The following is a 17,300-nucleotide window of genomic DNA, read 5'->3' as shown; positions in this document are numbered from 1 at the left end:
TATGTTGAATAACTTATATTATTCGGCATGGCTATCTGCATGACGCAGGTTGTAAACGATTTGATCGTAGGCATCACGCAAGGTTGACTTTTGCTCATCAGGAATACTATGAGCAGTTAAGCAACGCTCAAATACCTCTTCTTCATTTAAGTCTTGTAATGTCTCAGAGGTTTGCTGTTGGTTAAGGACTTTATTATAAGTTTGAGTGTTCTTAATTTTTAATACCTCACATGGCAAGCCTTCTACCATGGCCTGAATATGCTCACGTAATTCACTAACAATATCATCGCCGATATAAATAACTTCTAGCCAAACGGATTCTTTTGAATCAAGTGATTGAATGGCTTTATCAATAGACTGATGAATAGACGCTAAGTCACCTGAGACTTGTGCCAGTTTCTGAAATTTTGGAATGGGTAAGGAAACTACTTGCATCTGATTCAAATTATCGTGATGCAGTATTTTATTGGCAGTGGCGGCATGAGTAGGAACTGATTGATTATCTAGGTCTTGCTGAGCAAGAGGGTTCTCTGTGACATCAGTTTTTACAATCTCATCATTCTCATTGGCCGATGGCTCATCAAAACCAAACAAGTCATCCATCAAAGGCTCTGCCTGAATAGCCACTTTTTTAACGGTTTTTTCTACTGACTTTTCAATCTTGGTCGTTTTAACATGAGAGGCTGTATTGATAAGCTGAGGAATATGATGATCAGGGGTAGCGTCTAGATCTGATATGACATTGTTTGCAGCACCAAACTTTACTAGCAATACCTGCTTTTGCTGCTTGGCTTCTCCAAAGCCCATGGCAATAGGGGAGCCTGAATAGCGAATATGCTCACAACCTCCGACCCGCTGTGGCACGTGCAAATGACCAAGCGCAACATAATCAAAGCTTTCATCGAACATATCAGCAGAGATTTTACCCAGTGAGCCAACATAAAGCTCGCGTACACCATCATCATCGGTTGTGGTACCGCCAGCAGCAAATAGATGTCCTGTCGCAATGATAGGGATATGCCGATTATGCGCTTCGATAAGTTCAAATTGCTTGGATTTTGCAATGCTAGCTACTTCATCATAGTGTGCACGAATACCTTTTATGACATTGGCGTCTTTGCTATCCGCTGACTCGCCAGCGCTACTGCTACGCACATCGCGGTCACGCAAGTAAGGAACAGCGGCGATAATACAATGCGGAGTGCCATCTACATCACCTAAAACCAGTACTTCGTTGTTTAAATCGTCACAAGCAGTGCCAATCACATGAACGTTTAAGAACTTAAGCACCTGACTGGGGGCATCTAAAAAAGTAGGGGAGTCGTGATTGCCCGCGACTATCACCACGTGCTGACAGCATGACTTGGAAACTCTCCCTAAAAACTCAAAATACAACGCTTGGGCTCTATTACTTGGCGTCATGGTATCAAAAATATCACCAGCAACGACTAATACATCGACTTTTTGCGTGCTAATTGTCTCTTCAAGCCAGCTCAAAAACGCCTCGAATTCCTCATAGCGCATGCGGCCATAAAGCCTACGACCTAAATGCCAATCTGAGGTATGTAGGATGGTTAATGGTCGAGCGGGCATTGAATTGGAAGTGGCAGGTGTAGACATAATTGCACTTAAAGACAGTTAATGGGAAGCTGTCATTCTAGCAAGATTTTTTGTGGTTTGCGCTGTTGGAATGCGTGAAAAAAGAGCCCTACCAATATATTATTATCGATAGAGCTCTTTATTGTTGAAAGTTAATACTAAAAATTAATCAATAATCAGTTGTTCTAAACCTTCCTCTTGCTGCGTAGCCAAACTGGATATCATAGAGAGCGCATGTGCTTGTTGGTCTATCGGTTGTTTTTCTACTTTACCTCTTGACCCTTCGCGCAACCAGTTCTTCGCTAGATCGTCACTGTTTTGATTGTGCTGCTGATTTTGTAAGTTGTACCAAGCCAAATTATCATGCAGAGCGACGACATCTCCCATGATAAGTAGCGCAGGTGTTGGTAGCTGGTTTTGCTCTTGTAACTCAACGATATTGGCAAGTGTGCCGGTTAATACTTGCTGATTGGGCATACTGGCATTGGATACGATGGCAATAGGAGTACTATCAGCTCGTCCAGCATCAATCAAGCCTTCAGTCAAACGAGGCAAAGAGTGCAGACCCATATAGAAAACAACCGTCTCATCAGTATTTAAAAAGCTCTTAAAGTTACTGTTTGGTGCGCCAGCCTTTAAAAATCCAGTGACAAAGCGTACCGATTGCGAGTGATCACGGTGGGTAAGTGGAATACCTGCATAGCTAGCAGCTGCGTTGGCAGCAGTAATGCCTGGTACAACTTGATAAGGAACGCTATGTGCCCGTAAGCTTTCAATCTCTTCACCGCCGCGCCCAAAGATAAAAGGATCGCCACCTTTTAGACGAACCACACGGCGACCTTCTTTAGCGCTATTTACCAACAGCTCATTGATACCAAGTTGAGCGACCGCATGGTTGCTGCGCTTTTTACCTACAAACACTTTGTCCGCATCACGGCGGCACAAATCTAAGACTTGTGGCGAGACCAAGGCATCATAATAGACAATGTCCGCTTGCTGCATCAGGCGTAGCGCTTTAAAAGTTAGCAGCTCTGGGTCACCAGGGCCTGCACCCACAATATAAACCTCGCCAACTGGAGTGGTAGCATCCAAAGAGGTTTCGTTGTCGACTACAGGAGTAGCTACCACAGTAGAATTGATTGTTGCCTCATTAGCACTGGCAATATTCGCAGCAGTGCTATCTAAATCGGCTTGTAGCTGCTCAGTGGCTTGGGTTTCATTACCAGCAAACATGAGCTCACTGACTTTGCCTTCAAACGCTCGCTCCCAAAACTGGCGACGCCCCGTTAAGGTAGGAATCTTGGATTTTACCTCAGTACGGAACTCGCCTGCCAATTTGGCCAATTTGCCATAGCCTTGTGGAATCAACGTCTCAAGGCGGGCACGTAGTAAACGTGCTAGCACTGGTGCTTTGCCGTTAGATGAGATACCAATCACAATAGGATTGCGATCAACAATGGCTGGGAATATAAAGTCGCATAAATGCGGCGTATCAACCACATTGACGGGAATATTTAGGGCGGTGGCGTCAGCATGGATTTGATGATTCAGCGTTTCGTCATCAGTAGCCGCAATAATGACGCGTGCGCCTGACATATAGGTGTTATTGTAATTTTCATAGATGAGCTGATGCTTACTATCGCTTAGCAAAGCTTGTATTTCATCACTAATAACGGGGGCAAGGATAGTGATTTCTGCACCAGCACGACTCAGCAGATCCGCTTTGCGTAGCGCCACGTCTCCGCCACCAACGATAAGCACTTTGCGGTCTTCTAATTTAAAAAATAATGGAAAAGTGTTCATAGCATCACCACCAATTCATTCAATGTAAAATATACCACTATTATGAGGTATCGTGCGCGACGTCTCACGCAGTGAATTGGCATTAGTATATTCGTTTTTGATATGAGCGGTGTGTTTTTTGATAGGAAAAGGAATAGATAAACCAAATACATCCATATATGGCAAGGATGGCTGAAGGACAAAATCTTATAGCCAAAGCAGTATGCTTAAGTGCTCTGGCTATAATGTTCATAAAATCTTCGCAATCATATATGCAGTCTTATGCTAAAACCTACTCAAACTCACTGAGCATTTTAGTCATACGTGCATCTTTTTGTTGCCAGATATCTTCTAACCAATCAAACATCATCTTTTTCGTGGCTTCATCACGGTCGTAACCACCATCCATAATCGCGGCAAACAGCTCATCAGGTATCTTTAGGCGAGTCACATCAACACCCAGACGACGGATATTACCTTTCCATAAATCATCATAGTCAGGAGTGCCATCTGGATACACGATAGTGACATCTAAAATCGAATCTAACTGATCGCCTAACGCATTGATTGCCAATGACAGACCACCAGCCCGCGGTTTTAATAGATGCTGGTAAGGTGAGTCTTGTTTGTCATGTTTTTCTTTGGTGAAGCGCGTACCTTCTAGATAATTAAGTAACGCAAAAGGCTTATCTTTTAATTGACGACACGCACGCTTGGCTTCGATTAAATTTTGTTTTTTAAGTTCTGGGTTTTTTGCCATCGCTTTAGAAGAAAATCGCTTCATCATTGGAAAGTCTAAGAAGTAAAAAGCTTGACCGATAACAGGAATATAAATCAAATTAAACTTAGTAAAGAACCGCGTCAAAGGTAATCTATCTTGGCTAATATATTGCACGATACTGGTATCAACCCAAGACTGATGGTTGCTCACGAGTAGGTATTGTTTATCCTCGCTCAGATCGTCAGGCATATTAATACGCCAGTCTTTATGAGGCAACGCATGATTAATTACGGCGTTATTACTGTTAATCCAGTATTTAGTAATCGCAATGAGTGCATCGTCGGCGTATTTTGACTTGGTTAGTACTTTCGCAGCACCCAAAGTCCAAATAGGTAAACCAACGAAGATGCTGTTGGCAGTAAGGACGCTGGCACCAGTCAGAAAAGATGCCGCTTTACCGACAGGAGGCAATTTATCATGGAGCTTTTCGTAGAGTGAGTCATTTTTTTGTATAGAGGGCATAACAAATATCCATATTGATGAGTGCGGTAAAACTATTACCAATCTTGAGTAACACGATGCGCGTGATTATCTACAAAGATGGCAATTTCGTTCGTAATTGGGTTTAAAAGGGTTGGCTTAGTGAAGTGATGGCGCACAGCCCTCAAAGGTAAGCCATAGAATAACGTAATGTTATACCAAAAAACGTTAAAACGTTGTATAAAAATACCAAATGAGTCATTTAACATCTGCACAATGCGCTATTGCCTAACGAAAAATAATGAGAAAACCCTTTGATAAATGACTATATTAAACACAAAAAAGAAGCGATGATATTGAAATCATCGCTTCTTTTTTCTTCTTAATGCCATTAATAACTTAGTCGCTATCTACAGCTGAGTATGCAAACCACACTCACGGCTTTCTTCTACTTTCGTTGGATCAAAGTAGTCAAACTCATTTGGTAGGTTATGCTCTTCAAGATACACGTCTAGATCAGCATCTGTTTTTTCAAATAATGGCGCTACTTTTAATACACCATCTTTTGATAGGCTAAGCACATCAAGACCTTGACGGAATTCTGTTTGATCTTTACGGATAGCATTGAACCAAACGTCAGGCTTCAATTCATCTAATGCACGGCGGAATGGTTCAAGTTTTACTTGGTCAGTAAACTCATCATGCTGTGGATTATCAATACCAGGAATACCGTTCATGGTCGCGTCACGATGTGCAGCGGTTTGCTTAGGGATATAAGTAACGACATTTAGATTTAGGTCACGAATGACTTTATTAGCGAATTGATATGTCGCATCCGTGTTATAGCCTGAATCTACCCATAGTACAGTGATATCTGGGCGCTGCTTGGCAACTAGATGTAAAATCGCTGATTCATAAGGACGAAAGTTAGTGGTAATGATTGGGTTTTTAGCTTGGCTTAGTGCCCATGAAACGATCTCTTCTGGCGACTTGCCGTTTAGCTCTTGGTTGGCTTGATCGATATCTAGGTTTGGTTGTAATTGACTCATGATACATTCCTTACAATGGGATTGGTTTAACAATAAATTTAATAAAAGTTAAATAAATAATGAATGGTAAATTAAACGTTAGCAAACATCGGTAATGCAGCAGCATTTCGACCATCGTAGCTACTGGCAAGCGCGTTGAATGCTTGACCAATATCAGAAATTGATTGCATATCATGCTCACTGAGCACAAAGCTATCTGCACCAGAACGTAGCAGATAAGCGATTTGATCACGGCCAAACTTGCCAGCCATGCGAATCTCACCTTCGTAACCCATTTGGCGTAACGTCTGCGCAAAACTGAAGCCGCGACCATCGACAAACAATGGCACATGAATGACAATTAAGTCTTGCTGTAATAAAAACTCTGATAAACCAACTAATACATCCGTGTCACTGTCCGATGTCACCCAAACGCCTGTACGGCTAGTGTGTTGGGACAGCAACTCACGTACTTGTTGTAATAGTCCGCCAGCAATCTTGCCTGTAGCGTCTAACAAATCATCAAGTGGCAACAGCACATCTGTTTTTTCTGACTTATGCAATAGCTCAAGTAGTGATGTGTGGGTTAGGGCAATACCTCCTGGTAGCTCATTAGTGGTGAGCGCTAGCCACGTATCGGTCTGACTGATATCGATACCATCGCTATTTAATACGTGATGATTACCCATAGACCTTCTCCTTAAAAGGTGCCACGCCAACGCGATTGACCAAGTCACTAAAGGCTTCTACGTCGTTCTCATTGCTCACGCGCTGCTCTAAATAGACGTCCAGTATTTTTTGTAGGGTGATCGCCACATCTTCGGCTGGTACTGCTTTACCCAATATTTTACCGACTTTGGCATCGTTGCTAGAGTTACCACCTAGGCTGATTTGGTACCAATGCTCACCCTTTTTATCAACACCAAGGATACCGATATCACCGGTATGGTGATGAGCACAGGCATTCATGCAACCAGACATATTTAGGCGGATTTCACCCAATTCATAAAGGTAGTCGAGATCATCAAATTGCTTCTCGATTTGCTCAGCGATATTGTGAGTTGTGGCATTGGCGAGTGAGCAATAGTCCCAACCTGGGCAAACAATCATATCGGTTAGCGTGTTTATGTTGGCGCGTGCTAAATGCAGTTCAGCCAACTGTTCCCATAGCTCATATAGCTGATTGGTTTGCACATCAGAGAAGACGAGATTTTGCTGATAAGTACCACGCAATTCACCAAAGCTATATTTGTCTGACAGATCAGCGAGAGCATCCATTTGTGATTCGCTGACATCACCAGATGGTACGTAGGTTCCGTCGACCAAGCCTGCTTTCAGAGAAATTACGACGGCGCGATAGCCTGCTATTTTATGCGCGACTGTATTTTGGTTGTACCAATCGGCAAAGTCTTTATTCGCATTGAGTTGCTGTTGCAAGTCAGACTGTACTTGTAGAGCATCAAAACCAACATAATCAGGCTCACTAAAGAAGCCAATAGCCGTGTCAAAGTTTGCATCGGTCAGCGTCAGTGGACCATCTTTGGTATGGGCTTCCCACTCTGCATCGACCAATTTAGCAAAGGCAGGACCGCCCATGCTCTCGACCAATATCTTGATGCGGGCTTTGTATTTATTGTCACGGCGACCATGTAGGTTATAAACGCGTAAAATAGCGTCTAGATAGCTAAGCAGATGCTGACGTGGCAAGAATTCGTTAATTACTTTACCAATCACTGGTGTACGGCCAAGACCGCCACCCACCAATACTTCAAAACCAATCTCGCCTTCGTCATTGGTTTTTACATGCAATCCAACATCATGTACTTGCGTCGCCGCGCGGTCATTGGCAGTACCAACGACAGCAATCTTAAATTTACGCGGTAAAAAAGCAAATTCAGGATGAAAGGTAGACCACTGACGGATAATCTCGCAATAAGGGCGTGGATCCGCAATCTCTTCTTGATGAATACCGGCATAAGGATCGGTAGTCGTGTTACGAATACAGTTGCCCGACGTTTGAATGGCATGCATCTGTACGGATGCCAGCTCCGCCAATATGTCTGGCACTTCTTCAAGTTTTGGCCAATTCAACTGGATATTGGTACGGGTCGTGAAGTGTCCGTAACCCTTATCGTATTTACGGGTAATCTCTGCCAATTTACGCAGTTGATAGCTGGCTAGTAGGCCGTAAGGAATAGCAATACGTAACATCGGCGCATAACGCTGAATATAAAGACCATTCTGCAAACGCAGTGGCAAAAACTGTTCTTCTGGCAGCTCACCCGCCAAAAACCGTTCGGTTTGGTCGCGAAACTGGGCGACTCGTTCCTCTACTAAGTTTTGGTCAGCGTAGTTATATTGATACATGACGTAATCTCAAATTTGTTTTTAGACTTAAAAGCAGCGACGAAAATGATTTGCGTGTGTAATATATTTTGTTGTCGATCGCAATGTGTACCGTTCAGCTTTACATCATATAAGCTTGTGCTTCAAAACATAAATTCCTTTAAGACATATACATATCCAAACACAGCATAAATTTTCATAACGAAAGTTAGGTAGCCTATGCTTATCAAATTTAACCCCTAAAATTTAATATCTGATAATGCGCGATTTTAACTGACGATCATTAGCGTCTTATTCATAAAATTGCCTTTTAAGCCATTCATTTGCTGTTATTCAACTCTTTTTTCTATACCTTGAGGTTTTAAAATTATTATGACATCTACTATTGCTAATAAAAAGCCATCACAACTTGTTCCGCCACACGGTAGCGATGTACTAAAACCATTATTGTTAAATGGTGATGCTCGCAGCGAAGCGCTGACACTTGCCAGCACATTGCCATCTATTACCTTAAGCTCTCGTGAGCGCGGCGATTTGATTATGTTCGGTATCGGTGGTTTTACGCCGTTGAACGGCTTTATGAATCAAGCGGATTGGCAAGGTGTCGTTGACAACATGCGTTTGCAAAGCGGTGACAACGCAGGCCTGTTTTGGCCAATTCCTATTACCTTGTCAGCACCTAAAGCCACTGCTGACAGCCTAAGCCAAGGTGACAAAGTCGCATTGGTCGCCCAAAACGGTGAAGTCATGGGTATCTTAACAGTAGAAGAGACTTATACCATCGATAAAGCCCATGAGTGTCAGCAAGTATTTACGACAACTGATAGCGAGCATCCAGGTGTACAGCAAGTATTGAGTCAAGATGACGTCAATATCGCAGGTAGCGTAGAAGTATTAAGCGAAGGTGAGTTCCCAACACTATATCCAGAAATCTATAAAACGCCAGCTGAAACGCGTGAAATATTGGATGCCAAAGGCTGGAAAACCGTTGCAGCATTCCAAACGCGTAACCCAATGCACCGCTCACACGAATATCTTGCCAAGATTGCCATTGAGATCTGTGATGGTGTGTTGATTCATTCATTGCTCGGTGCCTTGAAGCCCGGTGATATCCCAGCAGACGTCCGTCAAGAAGCGATCAAAACTTTGATTGATAATTACTTTAGACAAGACACGGTGATTCAAGCGGGTTATCCGCTAGATATGCGCTATGCAGGCCCACGTGAAGCCTTGTTACATGCGCTATTTCGTCAAAACTATGGCTGTAGCCATTTGATTGTCGGGCGTGACCATGCGGGTGTTGGTGATTATTATGGTGCCTTTGATGCGCAGACTATCTTTGACAAAGTAGGTAAAGATGATCTGATTACTCAACCATTAAAAATTGGCTGGACGTTTTGGTGTAATGCTTGTAATGCGATGGCTTCAGACAAAACTTGCCCGCATGATACCTCTGAGCATGTCAAAGTATCTGGAACAAAGCTACGCAAAGCGCTATCAGAAGATGAAGTGGTACCAGAGAACTTCAGTCGTCCAGAAGTGCTACAGATTTTGCGTGATTACTATGCAGGTATCGCAAAAGAGGAACGTGCTGAAGTTAAATTGACCGGTGCTTCTGCGGTATAGTCAATCCTCTATAAATTGGATACGGTGTCAGGCCTGCTTAGTCTACGAGTTGTAGTACTTTCACTCACCTTCCTTGTATCCAAATTATAGTGAACCGACTATATAACAGCATCTGACTGACTATGACATTTAACGATATCCAAAAAGCTGTATTTAAAGGAAGGGATCATACGATTATCGTTTGGTCCCTTTTTTATGAAGTCTTAGTCAGAAAAATCATATCCTTATAGTTTTTTATAAAACTAAGTAAAAACAGATAGTTAAAGACAATCGAAAAATTTGCTTATGCCAAGTTAACCACTCGATAAGCGAATTCGTCACTAAGAGTCCAGCATACAAACTGCTAGCATATCTTTTATTATCCATAGGGTGATTTTCGAAATACGTCGGGCTGCAATATTAATAATAAAGTGCCCACTATTTTGCCAACGCCCAACCATCTATTAAGAAGAAAATCATGCAATCAGCCATACAATCAAAACTGTCTAATATCACCTTAAAAATTGGTAGCGTACTGGCCGTTACGGTGCTCATAGCAGGTTGTAACTCTAATGAATCTACATCGCAAGACACATCGACAGCGGGAGACTCGCAAGATATTAGCTTATTGAATGTCTCTTATGATGTATCACGTGATTTCTATAAAGACTACAACACTCTATTCAGTGCAAGTTATCAAAAAGAGCATCCAGGTAGCAAGATCAAGGTAAATCAATCACATGGCGGATCAAGTAAGCAAGCACTGTCTATTGCCAATGGTTTGCAAGCAGATGTGGCAACCTTAAATCAAGAAAGCGATATGAACCTGCTGGTCGAAAAAGGGCTAGTAGCCACTGATTGGAAACAGGCGTTCCCTAACAATGCGGTGCCTTATACCAGCACGATGGTGCTACTGGTCCGTTCTGGCAATCCAAAAAATATCAAAGACTGGTCAGATCTGGCACGTAATGATATCGATGTGGTCATACCAAACCCAAAAACCAGTGGCACAGCGCGTTATGCCTTTTTGGGTGCTTATGGCTACGGTCTGCATCAATTCAAAGAAAGCGTGGAAACGCCTACCAAAACCGATGACTTTATCAAGAAGTTATTGGCAAACGTGGTCACTTATGACAATGGTGCGCGTGCTGCCACTACCAGCTTTACCCAGCGCGGGCTAGGGGACGTGCTCATTACGACTGAAAATGAAGCGCATTTGGCTGCCAAGGAATTTGCTAAAGGAAAAGTCGATATCGTTTATCCAAGCTACTCTATTGTGATTGCTAATCCAGTGGCGGTCGTCACAGCCGTTACGGACAAGAGCGGTAAGACAGATGCCGCCAGTGCTTACTTACAAGGTCTGTGGGACGTGCCTGCTCAGCAGCTCATGGCAGAGATGTATATGCGCCCTAGTAATGCAGAAGTACTGGCTGCTCATAGAGACACATTGCCTGAGATTACGACTTTTGAACCAGTGGCTGTCTTTGGTGCTTGGACGCAGATTATGGATACGTTCTTTGTTGATGGTGGACGTTTCGATCAGCTGGCAAGTGTAAAAAAATAACCTGTAAAGCAATCTATAAAATCATGCATAACTTGGCAGCTGTCAGGTAGAAAATACCGTCAATCTTATGTGCTTTTGAGTCTCTATAAATGAGGATCTTCTAGTAGGATTTTGCCAACTGATTGATAAGTTTAACGTTACGCTCTTGTTATTCCGTTTTGGCAATAACATACGCATATTCATCATTAAACATAATAAGATGGCGCTGTTAGCATACTTGCATTACTTAACAGATATCTTTGAGGGATTTATGACATACGCTGTGCGCTATCAACAAAAAAGTAAAACACTGAACGTCTTAAGTATTGCCGGTGTTGCATTAACTTTGGGTCTGGTCGGCTGTAGCAATAACGAGGCGACTGATGCAAGTGGTAGCGCAGCAACAGACACTCAAGATATCGAGTTGCTAAATGTCTCTTATGATGTGGCCCGTGATTTTTATAAAGACTACAACCCATTATTCGTTGAGCATTACAAATCTGAAAACCCAAACAGTAATATCCTGATCAAACAGTCACATGGTGGCTCAAGCAAGCAGGCATTGTCTGTCGCTAACGGTCTACAAGCGGATGTTGCGACCATGAACCAAGGGTCTGATATTGAGCTGCTTGAGAAAAAAGGCTTAGTTGAATCAGATTGGGAAAGCAAATTCCCTGACAATGCCGTACCTTTTACTAGCACCATCGTATTTTTGGTACGTAAAGGTAACCCAAAAGGCATTAATGATTGGGAAGATTTGACCAAAGACGGTCTTGAGATTGTGATGGCAAACCCGAAAGTCACGGGTAATGGTCGTTATGCATTCTTAGGTGCTTATGGCTATGGTCTGCATGCTTTTAACCAAGATGAAACCAAGGCTAAAGGCTATGTCAAAGACATGCTAAAAAATGTCAAAGTTTATGAGAATGGTGGACGTGCTGCAACGACTACATTCGTTCAGCGTGGTATCGGTGACGTTTTGGTTACTTTTGAAAACGAAGCCAATCTTGCAGCAACTGATTTTGGCGCGGGTCAAGTCGATATCGTTTATCCAAAATACTCGATTAAATCAGAAAGCCCAGTGGCTATTGTCAAATCAGTAACGGATAAGAAAGGCACAACAGACGCAGCAAAAGCTTATTTGGACTATTTATGGAGCGAGCCGGCTCAACAGTTGGCAGCCGATCTCTATCTACGTCCTAGCGTGCAAAGCGTGCTTGATAAAAATGGTGATAAATTACCACCAGTTGAAACGTTCCGTCCGAATGATGCCTTTGGCTCATGGGATGACATCATGGGTACGTACTTCAGCGATGGTGGCGTCTTTGATCAACTGGCCATTAATGCACCACAGTAGCAAATGACTAAGACAAGAATGATCACTGAGTAGCCATTTAGTAAAGGTGATTGCTTTGCTATAAATCAGGTGATGTAGTCATTCATAAGAAATTCCATAAAGGACATGGTCGTACGCACTATGTCCTTTATACCGTAAGCATACTAATAATAAGTTCGATATAACATGGTCTTACGATAAGTACCATCAGTTGGGCAACAGGATATCACTATGAGTGCACCCACATCTTCTACCAGCAAACCCCTTCCTAAGAAAGGTTGGCTGACACGCTTGCGTCAACGCAATGTGCTGCCAGGGTTTGGTCTAAGCATGGGCATTACTGTTTTTAGCTTATCGCTATTGGTGGTGCTGCCGTTTGCCATGATGGCCTATACGACCACGCAGATGGGCTGGACGGGTTTTTGGGAAACCATCAGCCAGCCGCAAGTGACTGCTGCTATCAAGCTGAGCTTATGGATGTCATTTTTAGCCATGCTCACCAACATGGTGTTTGGTACATTGGTCGCTTGGGTGTTGGTACGTTATGAGTTTTGGGGCAAGTCCTTGATCAATGCCTTGGTTGATTTACCATTTGCTTTGCCAACGGCTGTCACTGGTATATCGCTTGCCACGCTGTATGCGCCTAACGGTCTGATGGGGCAGTGGTTTGCCAAATTCGATATTCAAGTGGCCTTTACACCGATAGGTATCTGGTTGGCCTTAGTCGTGGTCAGCTTCCCCTTTATCGTCCGTGCTGTGCAGCCAGTACTCGCTGAGCTATCGGTCGAGTTTGAAGAAGCGGCAGCTGTATTGGGTGCCAATCGTTTCACCACCTTCCGTAAAGTAATCTTGCCAGAGTTGCTACCAGCACTATTAATGGGTGCAGGTATGATGTTTGCCCGTGCGACGGGTGAGTATGGCTCAGTTATTTTTATCGCGGGCAATATTCCGATGCAGTCTGAGATTTTACCACTGATTATTATCAGTAAGCTTGAGCAGTTTGACATTCAAGGCGCCTCTGCGGTCGCACTATTTATGCTACTCATCTCATTTGTGATTTTATTAACCATTAATATTGTGCAGTGGAAGCTGTCGCGCCGTGTAGGAGCTCGCTAACATGCAAATATCTAACAGCTACGACTACCAAAGTAACGCGGCAACCAAAGACACGCCATGGATACGCCGTATCTTTATCGGTATCGCTGTGCTATTCATGGTTGTAATGCTAGTGATACCTTTACTAGCGGTGTTCTATGAAGCCTTTAAAGGTGGCTGGCAGTTGTATGTTGCTTCACTAGTCGATCCTGAAGCGTTGCAAGCCATTAAGCTGACACTAATTACTGCTGCCATCGTCTTGCCGATTAATATGGTGATGGGCATCGCGATTGCATGGTTGGTCACCCGCTATCAGTTTAAAGGTAAGCAGTTGGTCACCACGTTACTTGATTTGCCATTTTCAGTGTCACCAGTGGTCGCAGGCTTGATGTTCATATTGCTGTTCGGGCTTAACTCTACCGTTGGCGGTTGGCTAGAAAGCATGGGGTTCCAAGTAATTTACGCCGTTCCCGGTATTGTCTTAGCGACGTTATTTGTCACCTTTCCGTTTGTAGCACGTGAGCTAATACCGCTGATGCAGACTCAAGGCGACAGTGAAGAGCAAGCAGCATTGACGTTGGGCGCGACTGGTTGGCAGACTTTCTGGCATGTGACCTTGCCAAATATCAAATGGGCACTGTTATATGGCTTGATTTTGACCAATGCGCGGGCGATGGGTGAGTTTGGTGCTGTCAGTGTGGTATCCGGTCACATTCGCGGTGAGACCAATACCATGCCGCTATTAGTCGAGATTGCTTATAACGATTATAACTTTACCGCCGCTTTTGCCTTATCTAGTTTGCTTGCTGCACTAGCTCTCGTGACGCTACTCATTCAGCAAGTCATGACGAAGCTACAAGAGCGTAAATTTGCTAAATCTGAGCGACTGGCCAATATACCTGAGCTATCGTTAAGTACTGATGAGAATGGCGCAGGCAATAATAAGCAGTAATGTCGTATAGACCCTCTGCCACGATATAGTTGGTTCAATGTAATTTAGGTATGAAGAAGCCGAGTGACAGTACTACAAATAGTAGACTAAGCGAGACTGACACCGTATCCAATTTATAGAGTATGAACCACGCGACAAAAAATATAATAAGAGATACTATTATGAGCATCGAGATTCGCAGCGTTAATAAAAAATTCGGTAATTTTACCGCCTTAGACAATATCAATATCACCGTGCCTACTGGCAAGCTGACCACCTTACTAGGGCCTTCAGGCTGTGGTAAAACGACGCTATTGCGTATCATCGCTGGTCTTGAATATGCTGACTCAGGGCAAATATTGTTTGATGAGCTAGATGTGACCAATACGCCTGTGCAAAAACGTCATATTGGCTTTATGTTTCAGCACTATGCCTTATTTCGTCACAAAAACATCGCTGACAATGTCGCGTTTGGTCTGACGTTGCTACCAAAGCATGAGCGACCAAGCAAAGCTGACATCAATAAGCGTGTGGCCGAGCTGTTAGAGCTCGTACAGCTGCCACAAATTGCCAATGCCTATCCACATCAGCTATCAGGCGGCCAACGTCAGCGTATTGCGCTGGCAAGGGCACTCGCTGTGAAGCCAAAACTATTATTGCTTGATGAGCCGTTCGGTGCACTGGATGCCAAGGTGCGAAAAGAGCTACGCACTTGGTTGAAAAATATTCATCATGAGCTAGGTATCACCAGTATCATGGTCACACATGATCAAGAAGAAGCCCGTGCGGTATCGGATGAAATCGTTGTCATGAACCAAGGGCGAGTGGAGCAGGTAGGAACATCAGAAGAGCTGATACACCAGCCAGCCAGTGCCTTTATCAGTGAGTTTTTAGATCTGACATAATTGAATATGGCATAGCCATATTGCTAAAGCCACGTTACTAGAGTTATGTCATTACAGCCACATTCTCATAGTCACATTGTTAGCAGACATAAAAAAGACCTATGATAAATAGGTCTTTTTTGCGTTAAACGATGCCTCAGATTTTCTTAATACCAATCACATTTAGCCTGCTTTTGGTAGCGCAACATCATTGGCAGATATTTGCTTATAAGTAATCTCTAAAACCTCTTGGCACCATTCTGGTAAATCATCGGCAACTTCATACCACATCCATGTACCATCACGTACACAGTTCAAAATACCTAATTTTTTCAAATGATTTAAATGACGCGATATCGTTGGTTGAGGTTGATCTAATATTTCTACTAGCTCTCCCACGCAACGTGATTGTTTATTAAAAAGAATTTGAAATATTTTTAAACGCGTTGGATCGGATAGAACTTTAAATAATTCAATTGGTCGTATCGTAAAATTATTATCAGACATAAAATAATCCCTATGGGGTTATTGTTGATAGATGGTCAATATAGCAGTAGTTATCTACAAAATCGATTAAAAAATAAGCTAAATTACAGTTTATCGTAAATTTACTACCATTCATCTATATCATAACATAAATATTTATATTCGCTTACATAGATTAATCGCTGCAATATTCTTGCCAAGTTATACCTTTCCTTTAAAAAAACTTCGCTGTCATTAAAATATATCAAATACTATTGAAAATGATAATAGTTATCGTTATTATAGGTCAAGCAGTAAAAATGATTAGCCAGTAGTTATTGAATAGCGATATTCGTAGGAGTTAGTTCATGTACGTATGCATCTGCAATGACGTAAAAGAAAAGCAAATTAAAGCAGCTATTGCCTCAGGCATTGATACGCTTGATGGTTTAAAAGACACGCTTGATGTAGCGACTTGCTGTGGCTGCTGTGAACCTATGGTCAATGATTACTTAGAAGAGCACCATGCGAAACTTGATGTCTTAGCTTACGCCGTTTAAGCAGCATCAACTTTTAATATTAAAATCAAGAATAGGCTTTAGCATCACACAAAATATCTAACAGACTTCACTTACGCTTTAACTATTATATATAAAGGGTAAGTTGCAAGCGTCCGTATAACTTCGCTAATACACCTATTTTAAGCACCTCTAATAATCAGAATTAACGCTAGCTAATTATTGTTCTCAATTAGCATCTTATTCTTAGTTCCTAACGTTACAAGCGATATCAGAGCCGTTATGCTACTATATATGTCTGACGCTGTAAGGCATTTTGTTGGTTTTGATATCTACTACTCAGTTTGCTAATAACACTATCCTTATATGGGTAATTATGGATGCAATGTGAGTAGTAAAGTATAAATAGGGGAGTATAAGTTATGATAGGTAGCCCAAAAGTCATTGATTATTTGAATTTTTTATTAGGTGGTGAGCTTGCCGCTCGTGATCAGTATTTTATTCATTCAGAAATGTATGCTGAATGGCATTATGGCAAGTTGTATGATCGCATCCATCATGAGATGGCTGATGAAACATTGCATGCCCAAGCCATCATTCGCCGTATCTTAATGTTAAGTGGCACGCCTAAAATGACGGTTGATGCGATCAATATCGGCGCTACTGTTCCCGAAATGCTTCAGCTTGACCTTAATCTAGAGTATCAAGTACAGCAGCATTTAAAGGATGGCATTGCTATCTGTGAAGCAGAGCATGACTATGTCACACGTGAGATGCTGGTCGAGCAACTAAAAGATACTGAAGAAGACCATGCTCATTGGCTTGAGCAACAACTGCGCCTAATTGATATGATTGGCCTGCCCAATTATCTACAAAGCCAAATGGCTGAAGTCACTCCTAATCTCATCTAACACCATGCTAGGGCGTGTCCTAGATAATTAGATGAATAATGTTTAGCTTAAATAAT

At 42.6% G+C, this 17,300-nt stretch carries 15 protein-coding genes; 8 read left to right on the top strand and 7 right to left on the bottom strand.

The window, feature by feature from the left end:
• Window positions 1-18: 18 nt before the first annotated feature.
• The 6 genes from I6E84_RS07890 to I6E84_RS07865 all read right to left on the bottom strand — a co-directional run bounded on the left by I6E84_RS07890 (window position 19) and on the right by I6E84_RS07865 (window position 7,977).
• Complete coding sequence (locus I6E84_RS07890) at window positions 19-1,620, bottom strand: exonuclease SbcCD subunit D C-terminal domain-containing protein (RefSeq protein WP_227681344.1); 1,602 nt, start codon at window positions 1,618-1,620, stop codon at window positions 19-21.
• Between the two features lie 144 nt (window positions 1,621-1,764).
• On the bottom strand, window positions 1,765-3,402 hold the full coding sequence (gene cysG, locus I6E84_RS07885) for a siroheme synthase CysG (protein ID WP_197217305.1): 1,638 nt from the start codon (window positions 3,400-3,402) through the stop codon (window positions 1,765-1,767).
• Between the two features lie 271 nt (window positions 3,403-3,673).
• Window positions 3,674-4,624 carry an acetyltransferase gene (locus I6E84_RS07880; protein WP_197130217.1) on the bottom strand — a complete coding sequence of 317 codons (951 nt, stop codon included), beginning with the start codon at window positions 4,622-4,624 and terminating at the stop codon, window positions 3,674-3,676.
• Between the two features lie 368 nt (window positions 4,625-4,992).
• Entirely contained in the window at window positions 4,993-5,631 is a 639-nt protein-coding gene (locus I6E84_RS07875) for a phosphoadenosine phosphosulfate reductase family protein (protein WP_197217303.1), read from the bottom strand.
• A 71-nt stretch (window positions 5,632-5,702) separates the two neighbouring features.
• Complete coding sequence (locus I6E84_RS07870; protein ID WP_197217302.1) at window positions 5,703-6,299, bottom strand: DUF934 domain-containing protein; 597 nt, start codon at window positions 6,297-6,299, stop codon at window positions 5,703-5,705.
• A complete protein-coding gene (locus I6E84_RS07865) occupies window positions 6,292-7,977 on the bottom strand; it encodes a nitrite/sulfite reductase (RefSeq protein WP_197217301.1) in 1,686 nt (561 codons plus the stop codon). The genes I6E84_RS07870 and I6E84_RS07865 overlap by 8 nt, the downstream gene beginning before the upstream one ends.
• A 351-nt stretch (window positions 7,978-8,328) precedes the next feature.
• Between I6E84_RS07865 and sat the strand changes: the two genes are divergently transcribed.
• The 6 genes from sat (at window position 8,329) to I6E84_RS07835 (ending at window position 15,371) form a co-directional block, all read left to right on the top strand.
• Window positions 8,329-9,582 (top strand): sulfate adenylyltransferase, encoded by a 1,254-nt coding sequence (gene sat / locus I6E84_RS07860; protein WP_197217300.1) that lies wholly within the window; start codon window positions 8,329-8,331, stop codon window positions 9,580-9,582.
• Window positions 9,583-10,039: 457 nt separating this feature from the next.
• Entirely contained in the window at window positions 10,040-11,125 is a 1,086-nt protein-coding gene (locus tag I6E84_RS07855; protein ID WP_197217299.1) for a sulfate ABC transporter substrate-binding protein, read from the top strand.
• Window positions 11,126-11,375: 250 nt separating this feature from the next.
• Window positions 11,376-12,461: a sulfate ABC transporter substrate-binding protein gene (locus I6E84_RS07850; RefSeq protein ID WP_197217298.1), complete on the top strand. Its 1,086-nt coding sequence runs from the start codon at window positions 11,376-11,378 to the stop codon at window positions 12,459-12,461.
• 210 nt (window positions 12,462-12,671) lie between these two features.
• Entirely contained in the window at window positions 12,672-13,556 is an 885-nt protein-coding gene (gene cysT / locus I6E84_RS07845; protein WP_110923496.1) for a sulfate ABC transporter permease subunit CysT, read from the top strand.
• Between the two features lies 1 nt (window position 13,557).
• Complete coding sequence (cysW, locus tag I6E84_RS07840; RefSeq protein ID WP_197217297.1) at window positions 13,558-14,487, top strand: sulfate ABC transporter permease subunit CysW; 930 nt, start codon at window positions 13,558-13,560, stop codon at window positions 14,485-14,487.
• Window positions 14,488-14,648: 161 nt separating this feature from the next.
• Window positions 14,649-15,371: a sulfate/molybdate ABC transporter ATP-binding protein gene (locus I6E84_RS07835; RefSeq protein ID WP_194196572.1), complete on the top strand. Its 723-nt coding sequence runs from the start codon at window positions 14,649-14,651 to the stop codon at window positions 15,369-15,371.
• Between the two features lie 162 nt (window positions 15,372-15,533).
• Here the strand turns inward: I6E84_RS07835 and I6E84_RS07830 are convergent, their stop codons facing one another.
• Window positions 15,534-15,857, bottom strand: a complete 324-nt coding sequence (locus I6E84_RS07830) for an ArsR/SmtB family transcription factor (RefSeq protein ID WP_197101166.1) — start codon at window positions 15,855-15,857, stop codon at window positions 15,534-15,536.
• Between the two features lie 326 nt (window positions 15,858-16,183).
• On the opposite strand from I6E84_RS07830, the gene I6E84_RS07825 reads away from it, so the two are divergent.
• Entirely contained in the window at window positions 16,184-16,375 is a 192-nt protein-coding gene (locus I6E84_RS07825; RefSeq protein WP_110923492.1) for a bacterioferritin-associated ferredoxin, read from the top strand.
• A 380-nt stretch (window positions 16,376-16,755) separates the two neighbouring features.
• On the top strand, window positions 16,756-17,244 hold the full coding sequence (gene bfr / locus I6E84_RS07820; protein WP_197130171.1) for a bacterioferritin: 489 nt from the start codon (window positions 16,756-16,758) through the stop codon (window positions 17,242-17,244).
• The last annotated feature ends 56 nt before the right edge of the window (window positions 17,245-17,300 follow it).

Origin of the sequence: Psychrobacter sp. SCQQ22, from assembly GCF_015864605.1 — a bacterium.
Classification (GTDB): Bacteria; Pseudomonadota; Gammaproteobacteria; order Pseudomonadales; family Moraxellaceae; genus Psychrobacter; species Psychrobacter fozii.
This window is presented reverse-complemented; position numbering and strand designations above follow the sequence as displayed.

What these genes read in the sequence shown, in the direction of transcription:
- I6E84_RS07890 (WP_227681344.1), bottom strand. Translation starts at nt 1,620, where the DNA reads ATGTCTACACCTGCCACTTCCAATTCAATGCCCGCTCGACCATTAACC.
- cysG (WP_197217305.1), bottom strand. Translation starts at nt 3,402, where the DNA reads ATGAACACTTTTCCATTATTTTTTAAATTAGAAGACCGCAAAGTGCTT.
- I6E84_RS07880 (WP_197130217.1), bottom strand. Translation starts at nt 4,624, where the DNA reads ATGCCCTCTATACAAAAAAATGACTCACTCTACGAAAAGCTCCATGAT.
- I6E84_RS07875 (WP_197217303.1), bottom strand. Translation starts at nt 5,631, where the DNA reads ATGAGTCAATTACAACCAAACCTAGATATCGATCAAGCCAACCAAGAG.
- I6E84_RS07870 (WP_197217302.1), bottom strand. Translation starts at nt 6,299, where the DNA reads ATGGGTAATCATCACGTATTAAATAGCGATGGTATCGATATCAGTCAG.
- I6E84_RS07865 (WP_197217301.1), bottom strand. Translation starts at nt 7,977, where the DNA reads ATGTATCAATATAACTACGCTGACCAAAACTTAGTAGAGGAACGAGTC.
- sat (WP_197217300.1), top strand. Translation starts at nt 8,329, where the DNA reads ATGACATCTACTATTGCTAATAAAAAGCCATCACAACTTGTTCCGCCA.
- I6E84_RS07855 (WP_197217299.1), top strand. Translation starts at nt 10,040, where the DNA reads ATGCAATCAGCCATACAATCAAAACTGTCTAATATCACCTTAAAAATT.
- I6E84_RS07850 (WP_197217298.1), top strand. Translation starts at nt 11,376, where the DNA reads ATGACATACGCTGTGCGCTATCAACAAAAAAGTAAAACACTGAACGTC.
- cysT (WP_110923496.1), top strand. Translation starts at nt 12,672, where the DNA reads ATGAGTGCACCCACATCTTCTACCAGCAAACCCCTTCCTAAGAAAGGT.
- cysW (WP_197217297.1), top strand. Translation starts at nt 13,558, where the DNA reads ATGCAAATATCTAACAGCTACGACTACCAAAGTAACGCGGCAACCAAA.
- I6E84_RS07835 (WP_194196572.1), top strand. Translation starts at nt 14,649, where the DNA reads ATGAGCATCGAGATTCGCAGCGTTAATAAAAAATTCGGTAATTTTACC.
- I6E84_RS07830 (WP_197101166.1), bottom strand. Translation starts at nt 15,857, where the DNA reads ATGTCTGATAATAATTTTACGATACGACCAATTGAATTATTTAAAGTT.
- I6E84_RS07825 (WP_110923492.1), top strand. Translation starts at nt 16,184, where the DNA reads ATGTACGTATGCATCTGCAATGACGTAAAAGAAAAGCAAATTAAAGCA.
- bfr (WP_197130171.1), top strand. Translation starts at nt 16,756, where the DNA reads ATGATAGGTAGCCCAAAAGTCATTGATTATTTGAATTTTTTATTAGGT.